At 61.9% G+C, this 19929-nt stretch carries 16 protein-coding genes and 1 pseudogene; 15 read left to right on the top strand and 2 right to left on the bottom strand.

Annotated features, from left to right (window positions below; genetic code table 11):
* The first annotated feature begins 3 nt into the window (after nucleotides 1–3).
* Nucleotides 4–600, top strand: coding sequence for a DUF924 family protein (locus GN234_RS16330; RefSeq protein WP_109751999.1), 597 nt, complete (start codon nucleotides 4–6; stop codon nucleotides 598–600).
* A gap of 122 nt (nucleotides 601–722) precedes the next feature.
* Here the strand turns inward: GN234_RS16330 and GN234_RS16325 are convergent, their stop codons facing one another.
* The gene (locus GN234_RS16325) at nucleotides 723–2615 is read right to left on the bottom strand and encodes a methyl-accepting chemotaxis protein (protein ID WP_204334266.1); all 1893 of its coding nucleotides are present in this window, start codon (nucleotides 2613–2615) and stop codon (nucleotides 723–725) included.
* A gap of 284 nt (nucleotides 2616–2899) precedes the next feature.
* On the opposite strand from GN234_RS16325, the gene GN234_RS16320 reads away from it, so the two are divergent.
* Both GN234_RS16320 and GN234_RS16315 read left to right on the top strand, forming a co-directional pair.
* Nucleotides 2900–3154 (top strand): lipoprotein, encoded by a 255-nt coding sequence (locus GN234_RS16320; RefSeq protein ID WP_018608002.1) that lies wholly within the window; start codon nucleotides 2900–2902, stop codon nucleotides 3152–3154.
* A gap of 31 nt (nucleotides 3155–3185) precedes the next feature.
* The gene (locus GN234_RS16315) at nucleotides 3186–3755 is read left to right on the top strand and encodes a lipocalin family protein (protein ID WP_109752001.1); all 570 of its coding nucleotides are present in this window, start codon (nucleotides 3186–3188) and stop codon (nucleotides 3753–3755) included.
* 118 nt (nucleotides 3756–3873) lie between these two features.
* On the opposite strand, the gene GN234_RS16310 is transcribed toward GN234_RS16315, so the two are convergent.
* Nucleotides 3874–5238 carry a formimidoylglutamate deiminase gene (locus tag GN234_RS16310; RefSeq protein WP_176688771.1) on the bottom strand — a complete coding sequence of 455 codons (1365 nt, stop codon included), beginning with the start codon at nucleotides 5236–5238 and terminating at the stop codon, nucleotides 3874–3876.
* Nucleotides 5239–5381: 143 nt separating this feature from the next.
* Here GN234_RS16310 and hutC point away from each other — a divergent pair, with 143 nt between their 5' ends.
* The 12 genes and pseudogenes from hutC to GN234_RS16250 all read left to right on the top strand — a co-directional run bounded on the left by hutC (nucleotide 5382) and on the right by GN234_RS16250 (nucleotide 19920).
* Nucleotides 5382–6092 carry a histidine utilization repressor gene (gene hutC, locus GN234_RS16305; protein ID WP_170845945.1) on the top strand — a complete coding sequence of 237 codons (711 nt, stop codon included), beginning with the start codon at nucleotides 5382–5384 and terminating at the stop codon, nucleotides 6090–6092.
* Entirely contained in the window at nucleotides 6089–6658 is a 570-nt protein-coding gene (locus GN234_RS16300; protein WP_109752003.1) for a HutD/Ves family protein, read from the top strand. Before hutC ends, GN234_RS16300 begins: the two co-directional genes overlap by 4 nt.
* Before the next feature lie 458 nt (nucleotides 6659–7116).
* The gene (hutU, locus tag GN234_RS16295) at nucleotides 7117–8805 is read left to right on the top strand and encodes a urocanate hydratase (protein WP_039592729.1); all 1689 of its coding nucleotides are present in this window, start codon (nucleotides 7117–7119) and stop codon (nucleotides 8803–8805) included.
* Nucleotides 8806–8958: 153 nt separating this feature from the next.
* Nucleotides 8959–10425, top strand: a complete 1467-nt coding sequence (locus GN234_RS16290; RefSeq protein WP_176688770.1) for a purine-cytosine permease family protein — start codon at nucleotides 8959–8961, stop codon at nucleotides 10423–10425.
* Between the two features lie 69 nt (nucleotides 10426–10494).
* Nucleotides 10495–11463, top strand: a complete 969-nt coding sequence (locus tag GN234_RS16285) for an ABC transporter substrate-binding protein (protein WP_014336129.1) — start codon at nucleotides 10495–10497, stop codon at nucleotides 11461–11463.
* Between the two features lie 70 nt (nucleotides 11464–11533).
* A complete protein-coding gene (locus GN234_RS16280; protein ID WP_109752006.1) occupies nucleotides 11534–12385 on the top strand; it encodes an ABC transporter permease in 852 nt (283 codons plus the stop codon).
* Entirely contained in the window at nucleotides 12382–13212 is an 831-nt protein-coding gene (locus GN234_RS16275) for a quaternary amine ABC transporter ATP-binding protein (protein WP_050586211.1), read from the top strand. Before GN234_RS16280 ends, GN234_RS16275 begins: the two co-directional genes overlap by 4 nt.
* 171 nt (nucleotides 13213–13383) lie before the next feature.
* Entirely contained in the window at nucleotides 13384–14907 is a 1524-nt protein-coding gene (gene hutH, locus GN234_RS16270) for a histidine ammonia-lyase (RefSeq protein ID WP_176688769.1), read from the top strand.
* Between the two features lie 114 nt (nucleotides 14908–15021).
* Nucleotides 15022–16554: a histidine ammonia-lyase gene (gene hutH / locus GN234_RS16265; RefSeq protein ID WP_109752008.1), complete on the top strand. Its 1533-nt coding sequence runs from the start codon at nucleotides 15022–15024 to the stop codon at nucleotides 16552–16554.
* A 102-nt stretch (nucleotides 16555–16656) separates the two neighbouring features.
* Nucleotides 16657–17860, top strand: a pseudogene (hutI, locus tag GN234_RS16260) (imidazolonepropionase).
* Nucleotides 17861–17871: 11 nt separating this feature from the next.
* The gene (hutG, locus tag GN234_RS16255; protein WP_116833971.1) at nucleotides 17872–18675 is read left to right on the top strand and encodes an N-formylglutamate deformylase; all 804 of its coding nucleotides are present in this window, start codon (nucleotides 17872–17874) and stop codon (nucleotides 18673–18675) included.
* A gap of 297 nt (nucleotides 18676–18972) precedes the next feature.
* The gene (locus tag GN234_RS16250) at nucleotides 18973–19920 is read left to right on the top strand and encodes a choline ABC transporter substrate-binding protein (RefSeq protein WP_176688768.1); all 948 of its coding nucleotides are present in this window, start codon (nucleotides 18973–18975) and stop codon (nucleotides 19918–19920) included.
* The last annotated feature ends 9 nt before the right edge of the window (nucleotides 19921–19929 follow it).

Here is a 19929-nt window from a genome sequence, read left to right as displayed (position 1 = left end):
GGCATGGCCGAGCCCTGGCAGTCGTTGCTCGATTGGTGGTTTGGCTCAGCCGACACGCCAGACGAAATATCGGCTGACAAGGGCAAGCTGTGGTTTGGCAAAGGTCATGATCGCCAGGCGCGTGAGCGCTTCGGCGATCTGGTCGAGCAGGCACTGGCCGGTGGATTGACCGACTGGGCGCAACGCCCGGAAGGTTGGCTGGCCCTGGTGCTGCTACTCGATCAGCTCCCGCGAATGATCTTTCGCGACACTCCCAAGGCTTTTTCCGGTGACCTGCGTGCCCAAGCGCTGGTGGCCCAGGGCCTGGCGGCGGGTTTTGACCGGCAACTCAAGCCGATCCAGCGCGTGTTCATCTACTTGGTACTGGAACACTGCGAAAACCTCGCAGTGCAGAACGAAGCCGTGTCACGGTTTATCGATCTGGTGCGGGAGCAGCCTGAGGCGCAGCGGGCGGTGTTTGAAGACAACCTGGATTATGCCGAACGGCATCAGAAGATCATTGCCCGGTTTGGACGCTTTCCTCATCGCAATGCGGTGTTGGGGCGCGAGTCTACGGCTGATGAAATCGAGTTCTTGAACAGGCCTGGGTCCAGGTTCTGATTTTTTCTGTAAGGCTGATGCCGCTTTCGCGAGCAAGCCGTTCCCACAGTCGATCGTGTTTCCCTGAAGGAACTCGGTCAACTGTGGGAGCGAGCCTGCTCGCGATGGGGCCCTTGAGAGCGTTAGATCCGGAAACTCCCCACCAACTGCTTCAACCGCGCCGCCTGCTGTTCAAGGTCGGCACAGGCGCGCAAGGTAGCCTGCAGGTTTTCCACGCCTTCCTGGTTCAAGGTGTTGATCTCGGTGATGTCGACATTGATCGACTCCACCACGGCGGTCTGTTCTTCGGTGGCGGTGGCCACGGACTGGTTCATGCCGTCGATTTCACCGATGCGCTGGGTCACGCTGCCCAGGCGTTCGCCGGCCTGGTTGGCGATGCCGACGCTGCTTTCGCTCTGGCGCTGGCTGTCGGTCATGGTCAGCACCGCTTCCCGGGCGCCGACTTGCAGTTCCTCGATCATCTTCTGCACTTGCTGCGCCGAGTCCTGGGTCCGGTGGGCCAGGTTGCGCACTTCATCGGCGACCACCGCGAAGCCGCGTCCGGCTTCACCAGCCCGGGCGGCTTCGATGGCGGCGTTCAGGGCGAGCAGGTTGGTCTGCTGGGAAATGCTGGTGATCACCTCCAGGATCTGGCCGATGTTCACCGTGTTGCTGTTCAGGGTTTCGATGTTGCCGCACGAATCGCTGATCTTGGCTGACAACTGCTGCATGGCGGCGATGGTTTTATCCACCACTTGCTGGCCGTCTTCGGCCAGGCTGCGGGCATCGCTGGAGTGCTGCGAGGCGAGGGCGGCGTTCTGGGCGATCTCCTGGGCGGCGGCACCGAGTTGGTTGATGGCCGCGGCGACGCTGCTGGTGCGCGAAGCCTGCTGGTCGGAGTTGAACATCGACGAGTTGGACGCACTGACCACACGCAGGGCGACTTCGTTGACTTGGCCGGTGGCCGAGGCCACTTCGCGGATCGAGGTATGGATACGCTCGACAAAGCGGTTGAACGAAGTCCCCAGGGCGCCGAATTCATCGTGGCCGTGGATGATCAGGCGCCGGGTCAGGTCGCCTTCGCCCTCGGCGATGTCATGCATCGCGCGGCCCATGGTCAGCAGCGGTTGCATCAGCACGCGGATCAACATGCCAAGCAGGGCGATGATGAACACCACGGCAATGACCATGGCGATCAGTGCCGAAGTACGGAACTCGCTGAGCATCGCCAGCGCGGTGTCCTTGTCGAGCACCAGCGCCACGTACCAGTCGGCGCCCGGCACACCGTTGACGTGGGTGAAGGAGATGAACTGGGTCTTGCCGTCGAGGTCGACTTCTTTCACGCCGGGGCTGATTTGCGGCGCGCCGTTGGGGTAGGCCTCGGCCAGGGTCTTGAGCACGCGCTTGCTGTCGGGGTGGATCAGGATCTTGCCGTCGGCGCTGACGATGAACGCGTGGCCGTGGCCGCCGAAGTTCAGCGAGTTGATGATGGCGCTGATGCTGGACAGGTCGATGTCCGCACCGGCCACGCCGATCATCTGGTTCTGGTGCTGCACCGGAGTGGCGACGGTGATCACCAGCTTGCCCGACGAAGCGGCGATATAGGGTTCGGTGACGATGGTTTGTTGTGCGCTGTTGGCGGCCTTGTACCAGCCACGGGCGCGGGGGTCGTAATCGGCGGCACGATTGCCGGCCGGTACCGAGAACATCACACCGTCGGTGCCGCCAAAATAGCTGAGCTGGAAGTTGCTGGTGTAGGCCGGCAAGCCCACGGCGCGCTTGAGGCTGTCGGCGCCGCTGCCGTCCACGGCGATCTGCTGGGCCAGCGATTGCAGCAACTGGATGCGACCTTCGACCCACGTCTGGATGTTACGGCTGGTCAGGCTGCCGAGTTCCTGCATGGAAGTCTCGGTGCTGGCGTGCAGGCTCTGGCGTTGACGATAGTCGTTGAACAGGATGAAACAGGCGAAAGCAATGGCCACCACAAGGGCGGCAGCCAACAGGATTTTATGGCTGAATTTCATGTTTCTGGTCATTAATAACACTACCGCGGGGGGATGAGTCAGGACGGGCTGTCAATTTGCCATAACGCAGGATTTTGCGCCGTTACTTTTTATCGGCGCAAAAGCCCGGCCCATCAGGCGTCAAGGGCCCAATCCCGACGAAAGGTACGACGCTGTCACAAATCGATTGATTCACCGATGAAACACCTCTGTACAGCCAATAAATACTGGGGGCGTCAGGGAACCAGATAGGGGTTTTCTCTTCTAAGGATCAGGTTGGCACCCTGCCACCTCCCTTCCGCTTCAGGAGTTACACCATGTCGCTGCGATCTATCGCCCTGCTGTTTATGTGCGTCGTGTTGACCGCATGCAGCAAGGTCAACCAGGAAAACTACTCGAAACTGTCGGCTGGCATGCCCAAGTCCGAAGTCGAAACGTTGCTGGGGAAACCGACCGATTGTTCAGGCGCGCTCGGCATGTCCAGCTGCACCTGGGGCGACCAGAAAAGCTTTATCAGCGTGCAGTACGCCGGTGACAAAGTGTTGATGTTTTCCGGCCAAGGCCTGAAGTAAACCGGGGCCATGGGCCCACGGGAGAAAAATAATGATGCGGTTAGTTTTTGTGCTTTTGGCTGGCCTGGTTTTGGCTGGCTGTGCCACTTCTGGCGAAGATCCGTTGGCACCCAAGACGGTCAACAGCGTCAATCTCAAGCGTTACCAAGGGACCTGGTATGAGTTGGCCCGCCTGCCCATGTATTTCCAGCGCAATTGCGCGCAATCGGAAGCTCACTACACCCTCAAGCCAGACGGCAACATGGGTGTGCTCAATCGCTGCCTGACCTCGGACTGGCAGTGGGAAGAAGCCAGGGGCACCGCCACGCCCCAGGTGCCGGGCAAGACCGACAAGCTCTGGGTCGAATTCGACAACTGGTTTTCGCGGATCGTGCCGGGCGTGGCGAAAGGGCAATACTGGGTGTTGTACGTCAGCGATGACTATAAGACCGCTATCGTTGGCGACCCGAGCCGTCGCTACATGTGGCTGCTGTCCCGTACGCCGACCGTCAATAGCGTCGTGCGCGAGGAACTGCTGAGCATCGCGCGCCAGCAGGGCTACGACACGACACGGTTGATCTGGCGAGCGTCGGATCGGCAGATGGCCAAGACTTCGGATTGATCGACGCCTGGGACCACAATGGGAGCGGGCTTGCTCGCGAATACGGTGTATCAGACACATAGATGTCGGCTGTCACACCGCATTCGCGAGCAAGCCCGCTCCCACATTTTTATCCGCGTTAGCCCAGCAGTTCGCGCAGCACCTGGGTAAACGCCCGGGCGCTTTCCTCTTCGCCGGCATGACGCCCATCGCGCACTACCCATTGGCCGCCGACCATCACATCGCGCACCTGACGATCCCCGCCGGCAAACAGCCAGCGATTGAGGATCCCGTCGCCCTGGGTCGTGGCCAGGTACGGGTCGTTGCCATCGAGCACCAGCCAGTCGGCGCGCTTGCCGATTGCCAGGGCGCCCACCGGTTGCCCCAGGGCCTGGGCACCGCCTTCCAGCGCCGCGTCAAACAGCGTGCGGCCGACCATCGGCTGATCCGCGCGATACAAACGGTTACGCCGTTGGTCCCGCAGGCGCTGGCCGTATTCCAGCCAGCGCAGTTCTTCCACCACGCTCAACGACACATGACTGTCGGAACCGATACCCAGGCGCCCACCCTGGGCGAGGAAATCCACGGCGGGGAAAATCCCGTCCCCCAGGTTGGCTTCGGTGGTCAGGCACAGGCCGGCAATCGCCCGACTCTTGGCCATGAGGCTGACTTCCTCGGCGTTGGCATGGGTGGCGTGGACCAGGCACCAGCGTTGGTCGACTTCGGTGTTTTCGTACAGCCATTGCAGCGGGCGGGCGCCGCTCCAGCTCAGGCAGTCGTCGACTTCTTTCTGCTGCTCGGCGATGTGGATATGCACCGGGCACTCACGGTCGCTGGCGGCCAGCACATCCTGGATCTGCCCGGGTGTCACGGCGCGCAACGAGTGGAAGCACAAACCCAGGGTCTGGGACGGTTGTCCGGCCAGGACCGGCTGCAAGCGTGACTGAAGCTTCAAGTAGTTTTCGCTGCTGTTGATGAACCGACGCTGCCCATCATTGGGCGCCTGGCCGCCAAAACCGGAATGACTGTAGAGCACCGGCAGCAGCGTCAGGCCTATGCCGGCGGCGCTGGCGGCGTGGCTGACGCGCAAGGCCAGCTCCGCCGGGTCGGCGTAGGGCGTGCCGTCGGTGTCGTGGTGCACATAGTGGAATTCGGCGACCGAGGTGTAGCCGGCCTTGAGCATTTCGATGTACAGCTGGCGGGCGATGATGCCGAGTTGATCGGGGCTGATTTTTCCGACGAGGCGATACATCAAGTCGCGCCAAGTCCAGAAACTGTCGTTGGGATTGCCGGCCACTTCCGCCAGCCCGGCCATGGCCCGTTGGAAGGCGTGGGAGTGCAGGTTTGGCATGCCCGGCAACAGCGGACCACCCAGCCGTTCGGCACCGTCTGCATGGGAGCCGGCCTGGATATGGGTCAGCACGCCCTCGGCGTCGACCTCAAGACGTACATCATTGGCCCATCCATTAGGCAGCAGCGCGCGTTCGGCAAAGAAGGCGGACATGGTTCAACCTCATTGTGCGTAATTTGTATATACATATACAGACGTTTGCCTGGCCGGTAAACTCCGGCAAGCTAGCAACCTTATCCGCAGAACAGGGAACCGCCGTGCCGACTCCGCCTGCCAAACCGCCGCTGGCCGCAAACATGGGTGACAGTCCGGCGCCCTTGTACGCCCGCGTCAAACAGATGATCACCCAGCAGATCGACAGTGGAAACTGGCCACCGCACTACCGTGTGCCGTCGGAAAGCGAACTGGTCAGCCAGTTGGGTTTCAGCCGCATGACCATCAACCGTGCCCTGCGGGAAATGACCGCTGATGGCCTGTTGGTGCGCATGCAGGGCGTCGGCACGTTCGTGGCCGAGCCCAAGAGCCAGTCCGCGCTGTTCGAAGTGCATAACATCGCCGACGAAATCGCCTCCCGTGGTCATCGCCACACCTGCAAGGTCATCACCCTCGAAGAAGAGGCGGCCGGTTCCGAGCGTGCGCTGGCCCTGGACATGCGTGAAGGCCAGAAGGTCTTCCATTCGCTGATCGTGCATTTCGAGAACGACATTCCCGTGCAAATCGAGGACCGTTTCGTCAACGCATTGGTGGCGCCGGACTACCTCAAGCAGGATTTCACCGTACAAACGCCCTACGCCTATCTGAACCAGGTCGCACCGCTAACCGAGGGCGAGCATGTGGTCGAGGCGATCCTGGCCGAGCCGAGCGAATGCAAGCTGCTGCAGATCGAAAGGGGCGAGCCGTGCCTGTTGATCCGCCGTCGTACCTGGTCCGGACGCCAGCCGGTGACCGCCGCACGCCTGATCCACCCGGGCTCGCGTCATAGTCTGGAAGGACGGTTTCATAAATGAGTGACTTGAAGGTTTTACGCGCTGCGGATTATCCACGCATGCCATGGAAAAACGGCGGCGGCAGCACCGAGGAAATCACTCGCGATGCCGGAACCGGCCTGGAGGGTTTTGGCTGGCGTCTGTCGATTGCCGATATCGCTGAGTCGGGCGGTTTTTCTACATTCACCGGTTACGAGCGGATCATCAGCGTCTTGCAGGGTGACGGCATGACACTGAACGTCGATGGCCAGGTTACGCGGCCATTGCATCCGCTGGACCCCTTTGCGTTCAGCGGCGAAAGTCATGTCTTTTGCACGTTGCTGGGTGGACCGATCCGTGACTTCAACCTGATCTATGCACCGCAGCGTTACCGCGCGCGGTTGCAGTGGATGGGGGGCCAACAGCGGTTTTTCAGCGAGGCAGGGACGGTGCTGGTGTTCAGCGCGGCCCCGGGATTGGCGATCAAGATTGGCGAGTCCGCCATCAACCTGGGCCTCTACGACTGCCTGCAATTGAGCGGTAACACCGGGCTGCTGGACATCTCCAGCCACGGCCAGTGCTGCGTGATCGAGTTGACTGCCCACTAATTTCAGCTTCTTGAGTACCCTGTGGGAGCAAGGCTTGCCCGCGATGCAGGCGATGCGGTCTGCCAGAAAATCGAGTCGCCTGCGTCGCGGGCAAGCCTTGCTCCCACAGATAAATCCCCTCGCCACAAGGTACCAGCCTGCTGTTTCTGTACGCACCAACTTGTTACCGAATGCCCCAGCGTGGCGCAATACCACGCTTTTGTGCCTCGCCGATTTTCCCCTCGAAAACCCTCTTAAAAAATTTCATGCAGCTCAGCAGCCCTTAAGTCACAAGGCTTTCAGCCAATTCCCCGACCGTTCCTGAACACCGCCTCCAACAAGTTGGCCGCTTGATTGCATATGCTTGTACATACAAGTAAAGACGTATGCGTATGAGTCATCGATATTCAACGCAACGTTCGCTAAATCGCTGCCCACTGCCCGGGCTGGTCTGGATTGATCGCTGAGGAGTTTTTGCTGTGACCGACGCTACCCGCAAACCCGAAAAATACCGTGACGTTGAAATCCGCGCGCCTCGCGGTAACACGCTGACCGCCAAAAGCTGGCTGACTGAAGCGCCGCTGCGTATGTTGATGAACAACCTCGACCCGGAAGTGGCCGAGAACCCCAAGGAACTGGTGGTCTACGGTGGCATCGGCCGCGCGGCGCGCAACTGGGAGTGCTACGACAAGATCGTCGAAAGCCTGACCAACCTGAACGACGACGAAACCCTGCTGGTGCAATCCGGCAAGCCGGTGGGCGTGTTCAAGACCCACAGCAATGCGCCTCGCGTCCTGATCGCCAACTCCAACCTGGTGCCGCACTGGGCCAGTTGGGAACACTTCAACGAACTCGACGCCAAGGGCCTGGCCATGTACGGCCAGATGACCGCCGGCAGCTGGATCTACATCGGCAGCCAGGGCATCGTCCAGGGCACCTACGAAACCTTCGTCGAGGCTGGTCGCCAGCATTACGACTCCAACCTCAAGGGCCGTTGGGTCCTCACCGCCGGCCTGGGCGGCATGGGCGGCGCACAACCATTGGCCGCGACCCTGGCCGGTGCCTGCTCGCTGAACATCGAATGCCAGCAGGTCAGCATCGATTTCCGCCTCAAGACCCGTTACGTCGACGAGCAGGCCAAAGACCTCGACGACGCCCTGGCCCGTATCGAGAAATACACCGCCGAAGGCAAGGCGATTTCCATCGCGCTGTGTGGGAACGCCGCTGAAATCCTGCCGGAAATGGTCCGTCGTGGCGTGCGCCCGGACATGGTCACCGACCAGACCAGCGCCCACGACCCACTCAACGGCTACCTGCCGGCCGGCTGGACCTGGGACGAATACCGTGCCCGCGCCAAGACCGAACCCGCCGCCGTGGTGAAGGCCGCCAAGCAATCGATGGCCGTCCACGTCAAAGCCATGCTGGCTTTCCAGAAAATGGGCGTGCCGACCTTCGACTACGGCAACAACATCCGTCAGATGGCCCAGGAAGAAGGCGTCGAAAATGCCTTCGATTTCCCTGGCTTCGTACCGGCGTATATCCGTCCGCTGTTCTGCCGTGGCATCGGCCCGTTCCGTTGGGCCGCGCTGTCGGGTGATCCGCAGGACATCTACAAGACCGACGCCAAGGTCAAGGAACTGATCCCCGACGATGCCCACCTGCACAACTGGCTGGACATGGCCCGCGAGCGCATCAGCTTCCAGGGCTTGCCAGCACGTATCTGCTGGGTTGGCCTGGGCCAGCGCGCCAAGTTGGGCCTGGCCTTCAACGAAATGGTGCGCAGCGGCGAATTGTCGGCCCCTATCGTGATTGGTCGCGACCACCTGGACTCCGGTTCCGTGGCCAGCCCCAACCGTGAAACCGAATCCATGCAGGACGGTTCCGACGCGGTCTCCGACTGGCCGCTGCTCAACGCCTTGCTCAACACCGCCAGCGGCGCGACCTGGGTTTCGCTGCACCACGGTGGCGGCGTCGGCATGGGCTTCTCCCAGCATTCGGGCATGGTGATCGTCTGCGACGGTACCGACGAAGCGGCCGAGCGCATTGCTCGTGTGCTGCATAACGACCCGGGTACCGGGGTGATGCGCCATGCCGATGCCGGTTACCAGATCGCTATCGACTGCGCGAAAGAACAGGGGCTGAACCTGCCGATGATCACCGGCAAATAATGCAAATTCCCCTGTAGGAGCGAGCCTGCTCGCGATGACGTCAGCACATTCAATTCAGGTGTCGGCTGATAGATCGCAATCGCGAGCAGGCTCGCTCCCACATGGAAATTGCAGCGCCAATGAATTCCAGAACAATCCACCAGAGGTTGAACCATGGCTGTCAGTAGCACACGCGCAAGCAGCAAGCCGTTGATCGAGAAACGCTCGATCGACTACATCCCGGAAGCGGAGCGGCACGGTCGGTTGTTGAGCCAGTTCACTCTCTGGATGGGGGCTAACCTGCAAATCACTGCCATTGTCACCGGCGCATTGGCGGTGGTGCTGGGCGGTGACGTGTTCTGGTCGTTGATCGGTTTGCTGATCGGCCAACTGCTCGGCGGTGGCGTGATGGCGTTGCATGCCGCACAAGGACCCAAGCTTGGCCTGCCGCAGATGATCTCCAGCCGGGTGCAGTTCGGTGTCTACGGCGCGGCCATCCCGATCGTGCTGGTGTGCCTGATGTACCTGGGTTTCACCGCAACCGGAACCGTGCTTTCCGGCCAGGCGCTGGGCCAGTTGTTCGGCGTCAGCGACAGTGTCGGCATCCTCATTTTCGCCAGTGTCATCGTGCTGGTCACGGTGCTCGGTTATCGGGTGATTCACTTCATTGGTCGTGTCGCCAGCATCCTTGGCGTGATTGCCTTTGTTTACCTGTTCGCTCGCCTGATTAGCCAGACAGACGTTGGCGCACTCCTGCAAATCCGCCATTTCAGCTGGAGCAGCTTCCTGCTGGCGGTGTCGCTTGCGGCATCCTGGCAGATCGCCTTCGGCCCCTACGTGGCGGACTATTCGCGTTACCTGCCGAGCAAGACGTCCTCGGTGAAAACCTTTTTTGCCGCAGGCGCCGGTTCAGTCATCGGTGCGCAGGTAGCGATGATTCTCGGCGTGTTTGCCGCCGCCTCGGCCAACGGGCAGTTCGCAGGTCACGAAGTGGCCTACATCGTTGGCCTGGGGGGGACCGGCGCCACCGCTGCGCTGCTGTACTTCAGCATCGCGTTCGGCAAGGTCACCATCTCCACGCTGAACTCCTACGGCAGCTTCATGTGCATTGCCACCATCATCAGCGGTTTTCGTGGGCACCTGAACGTCACGCGCTTGCAGCGCCTGGTCTTCGTGCTGGTCATCGTCGGCGCCGCGACCCTGATCGCGCTGCTCGGCCAGCACTCGTTCCTCGGTGCGTTCAAGTCCTTCATCCTGTTCTTGCTGGCGTTCTTTACGCCGTGGAGCGCGATCAACCTGGTGGACTACTACTGCATCACTCGCGAGCGCTATGACGTGCCGGCACTGGCTGACCCGAACGGTCGCTACGGTCGCTGGAACGCCCTCGGTATCAGCATCTATGCGGTAGGTGTACTGATTCAATTGCCGTTCATTGCCACCAAGTTCTATACCGGTCCGCTGGTGGGAGCGATGGGGGGTGTGGATATTTCCTGGATCATCGGTCTGGTGGTCCCGGCGGTGCTGTATTACCTCGCCGCCAAGAAGTGGCACAGCGCTGTACCCGATCAATTGATCCTGCCGGTCGAGCAGGACACGGTTGACGCACAACCGAGCAGGGCGGGCCGCGTTCAAGCGGTCTGATGGGACGTTGACAGGGCTGGATGCCTCTTGACTGCCGTAAGCCAATTCACTGATTAGGAGCGTCACACAATGAAATCGAACAAGACCCTGCTGACCACATTGCTTTCCATGGGCCTGCTGGCCAGTGCCGGCGCCACGCAAGCGGCGGGTTGGTGCGAGTCGGGCAAACCGGTGAAGTTCGCCGGCCTGAACTGGGAAAGTGGCATGCTGCTGACCGACGTCCTGCAAGTGGTGCTGGAAAAAGGCTACGACTGCAAGACCGACAGCCTGCCAGGCAACTCCATCACCATGGAAAACGCCCTGAGCAGCAACGACATCCAGGTGTTTGCCGAAGAGTGGGTCGGCCGCAGCGAAGTCTGGAACAAGGCCGAGAAGGCCGGCAAAGTGGTCGGTGTCGGTGCCCCGGTCGTAGGCGCCATCGAGGGTTGGTACGTGCCGCGCTACGTGGTGGAAGGCGATGCCAAGCGCAAGCTCGAAGCCAAGGCGCCAGGCCTGAAGAACATCGCCGACCTGGGGCAGTACGCCGCCGTGTTCAAGGATCCGGAAGAACCGTCCAAGGGCCGTTTCTACAACTGCCCGGCCGGCTGGACCTGCGAGCTGGACAACAGCGAAATGCTGAAAAGCTACGGCCTGGAAAAAACCTACACCAACTTCCGCCCCGGCACTGGCCCGGCGCTGGATGCGGCGGTGCTGTCGAGCTACAAGCGTGGCGAACCGATCCTGTTCTACTACTGGTCGCCAACGCCGCTGATGGGCCAGGTGGACCTGGTGAAACTGGAAGAAAAACCGGGCGTGGATAAAAGCGTGAGCATCAAGGTCGGCCTGTCCAAGACCTTCCACGACGAAGCCCCGGAACTGGTGGCGGTGCTGGAAAAGGTCAACCTGCCCATCGATATCCTGAACCAGAACCTCGGGCGCATGGCCAAGGAGCGGATCGAGTCGCCGAAACTGGCGAAGATCTTCCTGAAGGAACATCCTGAAGTCTGGCACGCCTGGGTAAGCGAAGACGCTGCCAAGAAAATCGACGCGGCTCTGTAGGTCGAATACCCCCGGCCAGTCGTAGGGCTGGCCGGGACGTTCACCGCATCCACTTGATCGAGAGTCTCTTATGTTTCCCGAAAGCTTTACCTTCTCCATCGCCGATTGGGTCAACGGTTGGGTTGACTCCCTGGTGACCAACTATGGCGATGTGTTCCGGCACATCTCCGACACCCTGCTGTGGGCCATCGTCAACCTCGAAGGCCTGCTGCGCATGGCGCCCTGGTGGCTGATGCTGGCCATCGTCGGCGGCGTTGCCTGGCACGCCACCCGCAAGGTCGTGGCCACGGCGGTCATCGTCGGCCTGTTGTTCCTGGTGGGGGCGGTGGGCCTGTGGGACAAACTGATGCAGACCCTCGCCCTGATGCTGGTGGCGACGCTGATCTCGGTGTTGATCGGCATCCCGCTGGGCATCCTCTCGGCGCGCAGCAATCGCCTGCGTTCGGTGCTGATGCCGCTGCTGGACATCATGCAGACCATGCCGAGCTTCGTGTACCTGATTCCGGTGTTGATGCTGTTCGGCCTGGGCAAGGTCCCGGCGATTTTCGCCACGGTGATCTATGCCGCGCCGCCATTGATTCGCCTGACCGACCTGGGCATTCGCCAAGTGGACGGCGAAGTGATGGAAGCCATCAACGCGTTTGGCGCCAATCGCTGGCAACAGCTGTTCGGCGTGCAACTGCCCCTGGCCCTGCCGAGCATCATGGCCGGGATCAACCAGACCACCATGATGGCCCTGTCGATGGTCGTCATCGCTTCGATGATCGGCGCCCGAGGCCTGGGTGAAGACGTGCTGGTGGGCATCCAGACCCTCAACGTCGGACGCGGCCTCGAAGCGGGGCTGGCCATCGTGATTCTCGCCGTGGTCATCGACCGCATTACCCAGGCCTATGGTCGTCCTCGGCATGAGGTGAGCAAATGAGCAACGCAGCCATCAGCAAGATCGAAGTCAAGAACGTCTTCAAGATTTTCGGCAATCGCTCCAAGGAAGCCCTGGAGCTGATCCGCCAGAACAAGACCAAGGACCAGGTACTGGCCGAAACCGGTTGCGTGGTCGGCGTGAACGACCTATCGCTGAGTATCGGCACTGGTGAGATTTTCGTGATCATGGGCCTGTCCGGCTCCGGCAAATCCACCCTGGTACGCCACTTCAACCGACTGATCGATCCCACCAGTGGGGCGATCCTGGTAGACGGTGAAGACATCCTGCAACTGGACATGGACGCCCTGCGCGAGTTTCGCCGGCACAAGATCAGCATGGTGTTCCAGAGCTTCGGCCTGCTGCCCCACAAGAGCGTGCTGGACAACGTCGCCTACGGCTTGAAAGTGCGCGGCGAGAGCAAGCAGGTGTGCGCTGAGCGAGCGCTGCACTGGATCAACACCGTGGGCCTGAAGGGCTATGAGAACAAGTACCCGCACCAGCTCTCCGGCGGCATGCGCCAGCGCGTGGGCCTGGCCCGTGCCTTGGCGGCGGACACCGACATCATCCTGATGGACGAAGCCTTCAGCGCCCTCGACCCGCTGATCCGTGCGGAAATGCAGGACCAGTTGCTGGAACTGCAAAAGACCCTGCACAAGACCATCGTGTTCATCACCCACGACCTCGACGAGGCCGTGCGCATCGGCAACCGCATCGCGATTCTCAAGGACGGCAAACTGATTCAGGTTGGTACGCCGCGCGAGATCCTGCACTCGCCGGCGGATGAGTATGTCGATCGGTTCGTGCAGCGCAGGGCGGCGGTGGTTTGAGGTTGTGGTGGTCGGCGCGCTTTTGTGGCGAGGGAGCTTGCTCCCGCTCGGGCGCGCAGCGGCCGCTTCTTTTGGGCCTGCTGCGCAGTCCAGCGGGAGCAAGCTCCCTCGCCACAGAGGCTATGCCTTAAGCAGATGTGATGCTGAAATGAATTTTTCATGAGGTTGAAGATGTCCCAGGCTGAAAAAATCGTAATCACCGGCGCTCCGTTGCGCTGGCAGGACGTGGTCGCCGTCGCCCGCTTCGGCGCTGTGCTCGAGCTGTCGGCCCAGGCCTGGGCGCGGATCGACAATGCCCAGGCCATCGTCCAGCGCATCGTCGAAAGTGGCGAGCGTGCCTACGGCGTCAACACCGGCCTGGGAGCCTTGTGCAATGTCTCGCTCAAGGACGAACAACTCAGCCAACTGTCACGCAACACCCTGCTCAGCCATGCCTGTGGTGTCGGCGCGCCGCTTTCCGATGAGCAGACCCGGGCGATTCTCTGCACCGCCATCCTCAACTACAGCCAGGGCAAGTCCGGCATTCATCGTCGGGTGGTCGAAGCGCTGCTGGCGTTGCTCAATCGTGGCATCACACCGCAAGTGCCCTCCCAAGGTTCGGTGGGCTACCTGACCCACATGGCCCACATCAGCATCGCGCTGCTGGGCGTGGGCAATGTCAGCTATCGCGGGCAAACAGTCCCGGCGCAACAGGCCCTGGCTGCCGAAGGCCTGCAACCGGTGCAACTGGGGGCCAAGGACGGTTTGTGCCTGGTCAACGGCACACCGTGCATGACCGGTCTGAGCTGCCTGGCTCTCGCCGATGCGACGCGCCTGCTGCAATGGGCCGATGTGATCGGTGCCATGAGCTTCGAGGCCCAGCGCGGGCAGATCGCAGCGTTCGATGCCGAGATCATCGCCCTCAAGCCGCACCCGGGCATGCAGCAAGTCGGGGGCAACTTGCGGGCCTTGCTCGACGGCAGCGAAGTCATCGCCGCGAGCCTGGGCATTCGCACCCAGGACGCCTTGAGTATCCGCTCGATTCCCCAAGTGCACGGAGCCGCTCGCGATCAGTTGGAGCATGCCCGTAAACAGATCGAAACCGAACTCAACGCCACCACCGATAACCCGCTGCTGCTGGGCACGCCGGAAAACTTCCGCGTCATGTCCCAGGCCAACCCCCACGGCCAGTCGGTGGCGTTGGCGGCGGATCTGCTGGCGATTGCCATGGCCGAAATCGGCTCCATCGCCGAGCGCCGCCTCGACCGTTTGATCAACCCCCATGTCAGCGGCCTGCCGGCATTCCTGGTGGCCAACCCCGGGGTGAATTCGGGGATGATGATCGTGCAATACGTCGCCGCGTCGCTGTGCGCCGAGAACAAGCAACTGGCGCAACCGGCGGTGCTCGACAACTTCGTCACTTCAGGGCTGCAGGAAGATCACTTGAGCATGGGCACCAACGCCGCCCTGAAGCTGCATCGGGCGTTGGAAAACTGCACGCAGATCCTCGCCATCGAATACCTGCTGGCGGCCCAGGCCTTTGAATTTCTCAAGACGCAACGCTTCGGTGCCGGCACCGACGTTGCGTGGAAACTGCTGCGCGAGCATGTCCCGGCCTACGACCAGGACCGCTGGCTGGCGCCGGACATCGCCAGCGCCGCCGCGCTGCTTAAAGATCCAGCCGTGCTGCACAACGCTTTACCGAATTTGAACTGATCAAAAACCGCCAGCGTGCCAAGGCACCCATCGCCCAAAAGGCGAGGGTGACGGATAACGGAACATTCCGGAGCGACTGGCGGGTGAAAACAAAACTCTCAAAAGGAGCAATACATGACTGCCTTAAACCTGATTCCCGGCCAATTGAGCCTGGCTCAATTGCGTGACATCTATCAGCAACCCGTGACCCTGAGCCTCGACGCCAGCGCGTCGGCGCAGATCGAAGCCAGTGTCGCCTGCGTTGAACAGATCCTGGCCGAGAACCGCACCGCCTACGGCATCAACACCGGTTTCGGCTTGCTGGCCTCGACCCGCATCGCCAGCGAAGACCTGGAAAACCTGCAGCGCTCCCTGGTGCTGTCCCATGCCGCCGGGGTGGGCGAGCCGATCAGCGATGCGTTGGTTCGGCTGGTCATGGTGCTCAAGGTCAACAGCCTCAGCCGGGGCTTTTCCGGGATCCGCCGGCAGGTGATCGATGCGCTGATTGCGCTGATCAATGCCGAGGTCTATCCGCACATTCCGCTGAAAGGCTCGGTCGGCGCTTCCGGCGACCTGGCACCACTGGCCCACATGTCCCTGGTGTTGCTGGGCGAGGGTAAGGCCCGCTACAAGGGCGAATGGCTGCCGGCTGTCGAAGCGCTGAAAGTGGCCGGCCTTGCGCCGCTGACCCTGGCGGCGAAAGAAGGCCTGGCGCTGCTCAACGGCACTCAGGTGTCCACCGCGTTTGCCCTGCGTGGCCTGTTCGAAGGCGAAGACCTGTTCGCCGGTGCCCTGGCCCTGGGCAGCCTGACGGTGGAAGCGGTGCTCGGCTCGCGTTCGCCATTCGACGCGCGCATCCATGCCGCCCGCGGCCAGAAAGGCCAGATCGATGCCGCCGCTGCCTACCGCGACCTGTTGGGCGAACGTAGCGAAGTCTCCGATTCGCACCAGAACTGCGACAAGGTCCAGGACCCCTACTCCCTGCGCTGCCAGCCGCAAGTGATGGGCGCCTGCCTGACCCAGTTCCGCCAGGCGGCCGAAGTGCTGGTGATCGAGGCCAACGCGGTGTCGGACAACCCGCTGGTGTTCGCCGCCGAGGGTGACGTGATTTCCGGTGGCAACTTCCACGCCGAACCGGTGGCGATGGCTGCCGACAACATGGCCTTGGCGATCGCCGAAATCGGCTCCCTGAGCGAGCGGCGTATTTCGTTGATGATGGACAAGCACATGTCGCAACTGCCGCCGTTCCTGGTGGCCAATGGTGGGGTGAACTCGGGCTTCATGATCGCCCAGGTCACCGCTGCCGCCCTGGCCAGTGAAAACAAGGCGCTGTCCCATCCTCATTCGGTAGACAGCCTGCCGACCTCGGCCAACCAGGAAGACCACGTCTCCATGGCCCCGGCCGCCGGCAAGCGCTTGTGGGAAATGGCCGAGAACACCCGTGGGATTCTGGCGGTGGAATGGTTGGCGGCTTGCCAGGGGCTGGACCTGCGCGGTGGTTTGAAGACCTCGGCGAAGTTGGAACAGGCTCGCAGCCTGTTGCGCGCAGAAGTGCCGTTTTATGAGAAGGACCGGTTCTTTGCACCGGACATCAACGCGGCGAGCGAGTTGTTGGCCAGTCGTTGCCTGAATGAACTGGTCACGGCGCAATTGCTGCCGAGCCTGTAAGGGCCTCATCGCGAGCAGGCTCGCTCCCACAAGGTTCAGCGCAATCCTTGTGGGAGCGAGCCTGCTCGCGAATCGATTTTGAATGAGACGAGGAAACTCGGGATGAAAACCCTCTGGCAAAACTGCCACGCCGCGACCATGGCCCAGGGCGTCTACTCGATCATCGAAGACGCCGCCATCGTCACCCAGGGCGGGCACATCCAATGGATCGGCCCGCGTGCCGAATTGCCGACGGGTGACTACCCGGCGGTCAACGATCTCAAGGGCGCCTGGGTCACCCCCGGGGCTGATCGACTGCCACACCCACACAGTGTTTGGTGGCAACCGCAGTGGTGAATTCGAACAGCGCCTGCAAGGTGTCAGCTACGCCGAAATCGCGGCGGCCGGCGGTGGCATCGCCAGCACCGTGCGCGCCACTCGCGCCGCCAGCGAAGAAGAGTTGTTCGCCAGTGCCGCCAAGCGCCTGCAAAGCTTGATGCGCGACGGCGTGACCACGGTGGAAATCAAATCCGGCTACGGCCTGGACCTGGCCAGCGAACGCAAGATCCTGCGGGTCATCCGCCGTCTCGGTGCCGAACTGCCGGTCAGCGTGCGCAGCACCTGTCTGGCGGCCCACGCCTTGCCACCGGAATACAAAGATCGCGCCGATGATTACATCGAGCACATCTGCACCGAGATGCTGCCGGCCCTGGCAGCCGAAGGCTTGGTGGATGCGGTGGATGCCTTCTGCGAATACCTGGCGTTTTCCCCAGCGCAAGTCGAGCGGGTGTTTATCGCAGCGCAGCAACTGGGGCTGCCAGTGAAGCTGCACGCCGAGCAATTGTCGTCCCTGCACGGTTCAAGCCTGGCGGCGCGTTACCAGGCGCTGTCGGCCGATCACCTGGAGTTCATGACCGAAGACGATGCCAAGGCCATGGCCGAGGCCGGCACGGTGGCGGTGCTGCTGCCGGGGGCGTTTTATTTCCTGCGCGAAACCCAGCTGCCGCCCATGGACGCCCTGCGCAAGCACGGCGTGAAGATCGCCGTGGCCAGCGACCTCAACCCCGGCACCTCGCCGGCGCTGTCGCTGCGCTTGATGTTGAACATGGCCTGCACCTGTTTTCGCATGACCCCGGAAGAAGCCCTGGCCGGGGTGACCATTCATGCCGCCCAGGCCTTGGGCATGGCGGACACCCATGGTTCGCTGGAAGCCGGCAAGGCGGCGGATTTTGTCGCCTGGCACATCGACCGCCCGGCCGACCTGGCGTACTGGCTTGGTGGCGATCTGGAAAAGCGCGTCGTGCGTCACGGCGTTGAAATCGATTGAGGAGAACGGTTGTGGAGAAGGTCCTGAATTTCAAGCAAGGGCGCGTGCCGCTGTTGATCAGCATGCCCCACGCCGGCCTGCGCCTGACCCCGGCGGTACAGGCCGGGTTGATCCCCGAGGCGCAAAGCCTGCCGGATACCGACTGGCACATCCCAAGGCTCTACGAATTTGCCGCCGAGCTGGGCGCCAGCACCCTGGCCGCGGAGTACTCGCGGTTCGTCATCGACCTGAACCGACCCTCCGATGACAAGCCGATGTACGTTGGCGCCACCACCGGTTTGTACCCGGCGACGTTGTTCGATGGCGTGCCATTGTTTCGCGAAGGCTTGGAGCCGTCGGCCGAGGAGCGGGCGACTTATCTGCAACAGGTCTGGATGCCTTATCACCAGGCGCTGCAGCAGGAACTGGCGCGGCTCAAGGCCGAATTCGGCTATGCCTTGCTGTTCGATGCCCATTCGATCCGCTCGGTGATCCCGCACCTGTTCGACGGCAAACTGCCGGATTTCAACCTTGGCACGTTCAACGGCGTCAGTTGCGACCCGACCCTGGCCAGCCAGCTCGAAGCCATCTGTGCCCGCCACGATCAATTCACTCATGTGCTCAACGGGCGATTCAAGGGCGGACACATCACCCGGCACTATGGCAACCCGACCGAAGACATCCACGCGGTGCAACTGGAGCTGTGCCAGAGCACCTACATGGAAGAGTTCGAACCGTTCAACTACCGCGCGGACTTGGCGGAACCGACCCAGGTGGTGCTCAAGCAATTGCTGGAAGGTTTGCTGGCGTGGGGGCAGCAGGCTTACAAAAAATAAACACCTGCGCGATTCCTCTGTGGCGAGGGGAGTCATCTGTGGGAGCAAAGCTTGCTCGCGATACAGGCGCCTCGGTTTCAGGGGAACCGCGGTGTCTTCATCGCGGGCAAGCCTTGCTCCCACAGATCCCCTCGCCACAGGGTTGTGTTGTCCTTGAACCTCGGAGGGGAACGGTCGCCACCGTGCAAAACCGCGTCGCCACAGTTCATCTTCAGCCCCTCGACGCTGCGTAATGTTCCGGTCACGGTGCACCAAGACACCGACCTACAATAATCGCTGCCGCACGAGACCTTCCCGATGAAAAGACTGTTCAAACGCTGTCTGTCGATCCTCTGCGGTACCGCCATCCTGAGCGGCGGGGCCATGGCCGCCGAGCCAGCGTCGTGCCAGACCGTGCGCATGGGCGTGGTCAACTGGACCGATGTGATCGCCACCAGCGGCATGGCCGATGTACTGCTCACGGGCCTGGGCTACGAAAGCAAGCAGACCAGCGCGGTGCAACAGATCATCTTCGCCGGCATCCGCGACAAGCGCCTCGATATCTTCCTGGGCTACTGGAAACCGGCGATGGACAAGAACATCGCCCCGTTCCTGGCGGCCAACCAGGTGAAGGTGTTGGACAAACCGAGCCTGGCCGATGCCCAAGCCACCCTGGCCGTGCCCGACTATGTGGCGGCGGCGGGGCTCAAGACCTTTGCCGACATCGCCCGGTTCAAGGATCAGTTGGGTGGCAAGATCTACGGCATCGAGCCGGGCAGTGGAGCCAACACCACCATCAAGACCATGATCGAAACCAACCACTTCGGCCTCAAGGACTTCAAGCTGATCGAATCCGGCGAGGCGGGCATGCTGGCCGCGGTGCAACGGGCGGTGAATCGCAAGGAGTTCGTGGTATTCGTCGGCTGGACCCCGCACCCGATGAACATCAACATGAACATCACCTACCTGACCGGCAGTGAGGACGTCTACGGCCCGAACGAGGGCGCGGCGACCGTCTCCACCGTGACTGCGCCGGACTACGCCCAGCGCTGCCCGAATGTGAATCGCCTGCTGGAGAACCTGACCTTCACCGCCGCCCAGGAAAGCCAGTTGATGGTGCCGATCATGGAACGCAAGACGCCCCAGGACGTCGCCCGGCAATGGCTGCGTGACCATCCCGAGGATCTTCAGCGCTGGCTGGCCGGTGTCACCAGCTTCGACGGCAAGGATGGCGTGGCGGCGGTGCAGGCCAGTCTCAAGAATTGACCTACCTGG

The sequence above is a fragment of the Pseudomonas bijieensis genome (assembly GCF_013347965.1).
GTDB lineage: Bacteria > Pseudomonadota > Gammaproteobacteria > Pseudomonadales > Pseudomonadaceae > Aquipseudomonas > Aquipseudomonas bijieensis.
The sequence above is the reverse complement of the archived record's forward strand: the minus strand, read 5'-3'. Positions and strand labels throughout refer to the sequence as shown.

Bases quoted from the DNA above. Each gene is read 5' to 3' on its own strand.
- GN234_RS16330 (WP_109751999.1), top strand. From the start codon at position 4: ATGGCCGAGCCCTGGCAGTCGTTGCTCGATTGGTGGTTTGGCTCAGCC.
- GN234_RS16325 (WP_204334266.1), bottom strand. From the start codon at position 2,615: ATGACCAGAAACATGAAATTCAGCCATAAAATCCTGTTGGCTGCCGCC.
- GN234_RS16320 (WP_018608002.1), top strand. From the start codon at position 2,900: ATGTCGCTGCGATCTATCGCCCTGCTGTTTATGTGCGTCGTGTTGACC.
- GN234_RS16315 (WP_109752001.1), top strand. From the start codon at position 3,186: ATGATGCGGTTAGTTTTTGTGCTTTTGGCTGGCCTGGTTTTGGCTGGC.
- GN234_RS16310 (WP_176688771.1), bottom strand. From the start codon at position 5,238: ATGTCCGCCTTCTTTGCCGAACGCGCGCTGCTGCCTAATGGATGGGCC.
- hutC (WP_170845945.1), top strand. From the start codon at position 5,382: ATGGGTGACAGTCCGGCGCCCTTGTACGCCCGCGTCAAACAGATGATC.
- GN234_RS16300 (WP_109752003.1), top strand. From the start codon at position 6,089: ATGAGTGACTTGAAGGTTTTACGCGCTGCGGATTATCCACGCATGCCA.
- GN234_RS16290 (WP_176688770.1), top strand. From the start codon at position 8,959: ATGGCTGTCAGTAGCACACGCGCAAGCAGCAAGCCGTTGATCGAGAAA.
- GN234_RS16285 (WP_014336129.1), top strand. From the start codon at position 10,495: ATGAAATCGAACAAGACCCTGCTGACCACATTGCTTTCCATGGGCCTG.
- GN234_RS16280 (WP_109752006.1), top strand. From the start codon at position 11,534: ATGTTTCCCGAAAGCTTTACCTTCTCCATCGCCGATTGGGTCAACGGT.
- GN234_RS16275 (WP_050586211.1), top strand. From the start codon at position 12,382: ATGAGCAACGCAGCCATCAGCAAGATCGAAGTCAAGAACGTCTTCAAG.
- hutH (WP_176688769.1), top strand. From the start codon at position 13,384: ATGTCCCAGGCTGAAAAAATCGTAATCACCGGCGCTCCGTTGCGCTGG.
- hutH (WP_109752008.1), top strand. From the start codon at position 15,022: ATGACTGCCTTAAACCTGATTCCCGGCCAATTGAGCCTGGCTCAATTG.
- GN234_RS16250 (WP_176688768.1), top strand. From the start codon at position 18,973: ATGAAAAGACTGTTCAAACGCTGTCTGTCGATCCTCTGCGGTACCGCC.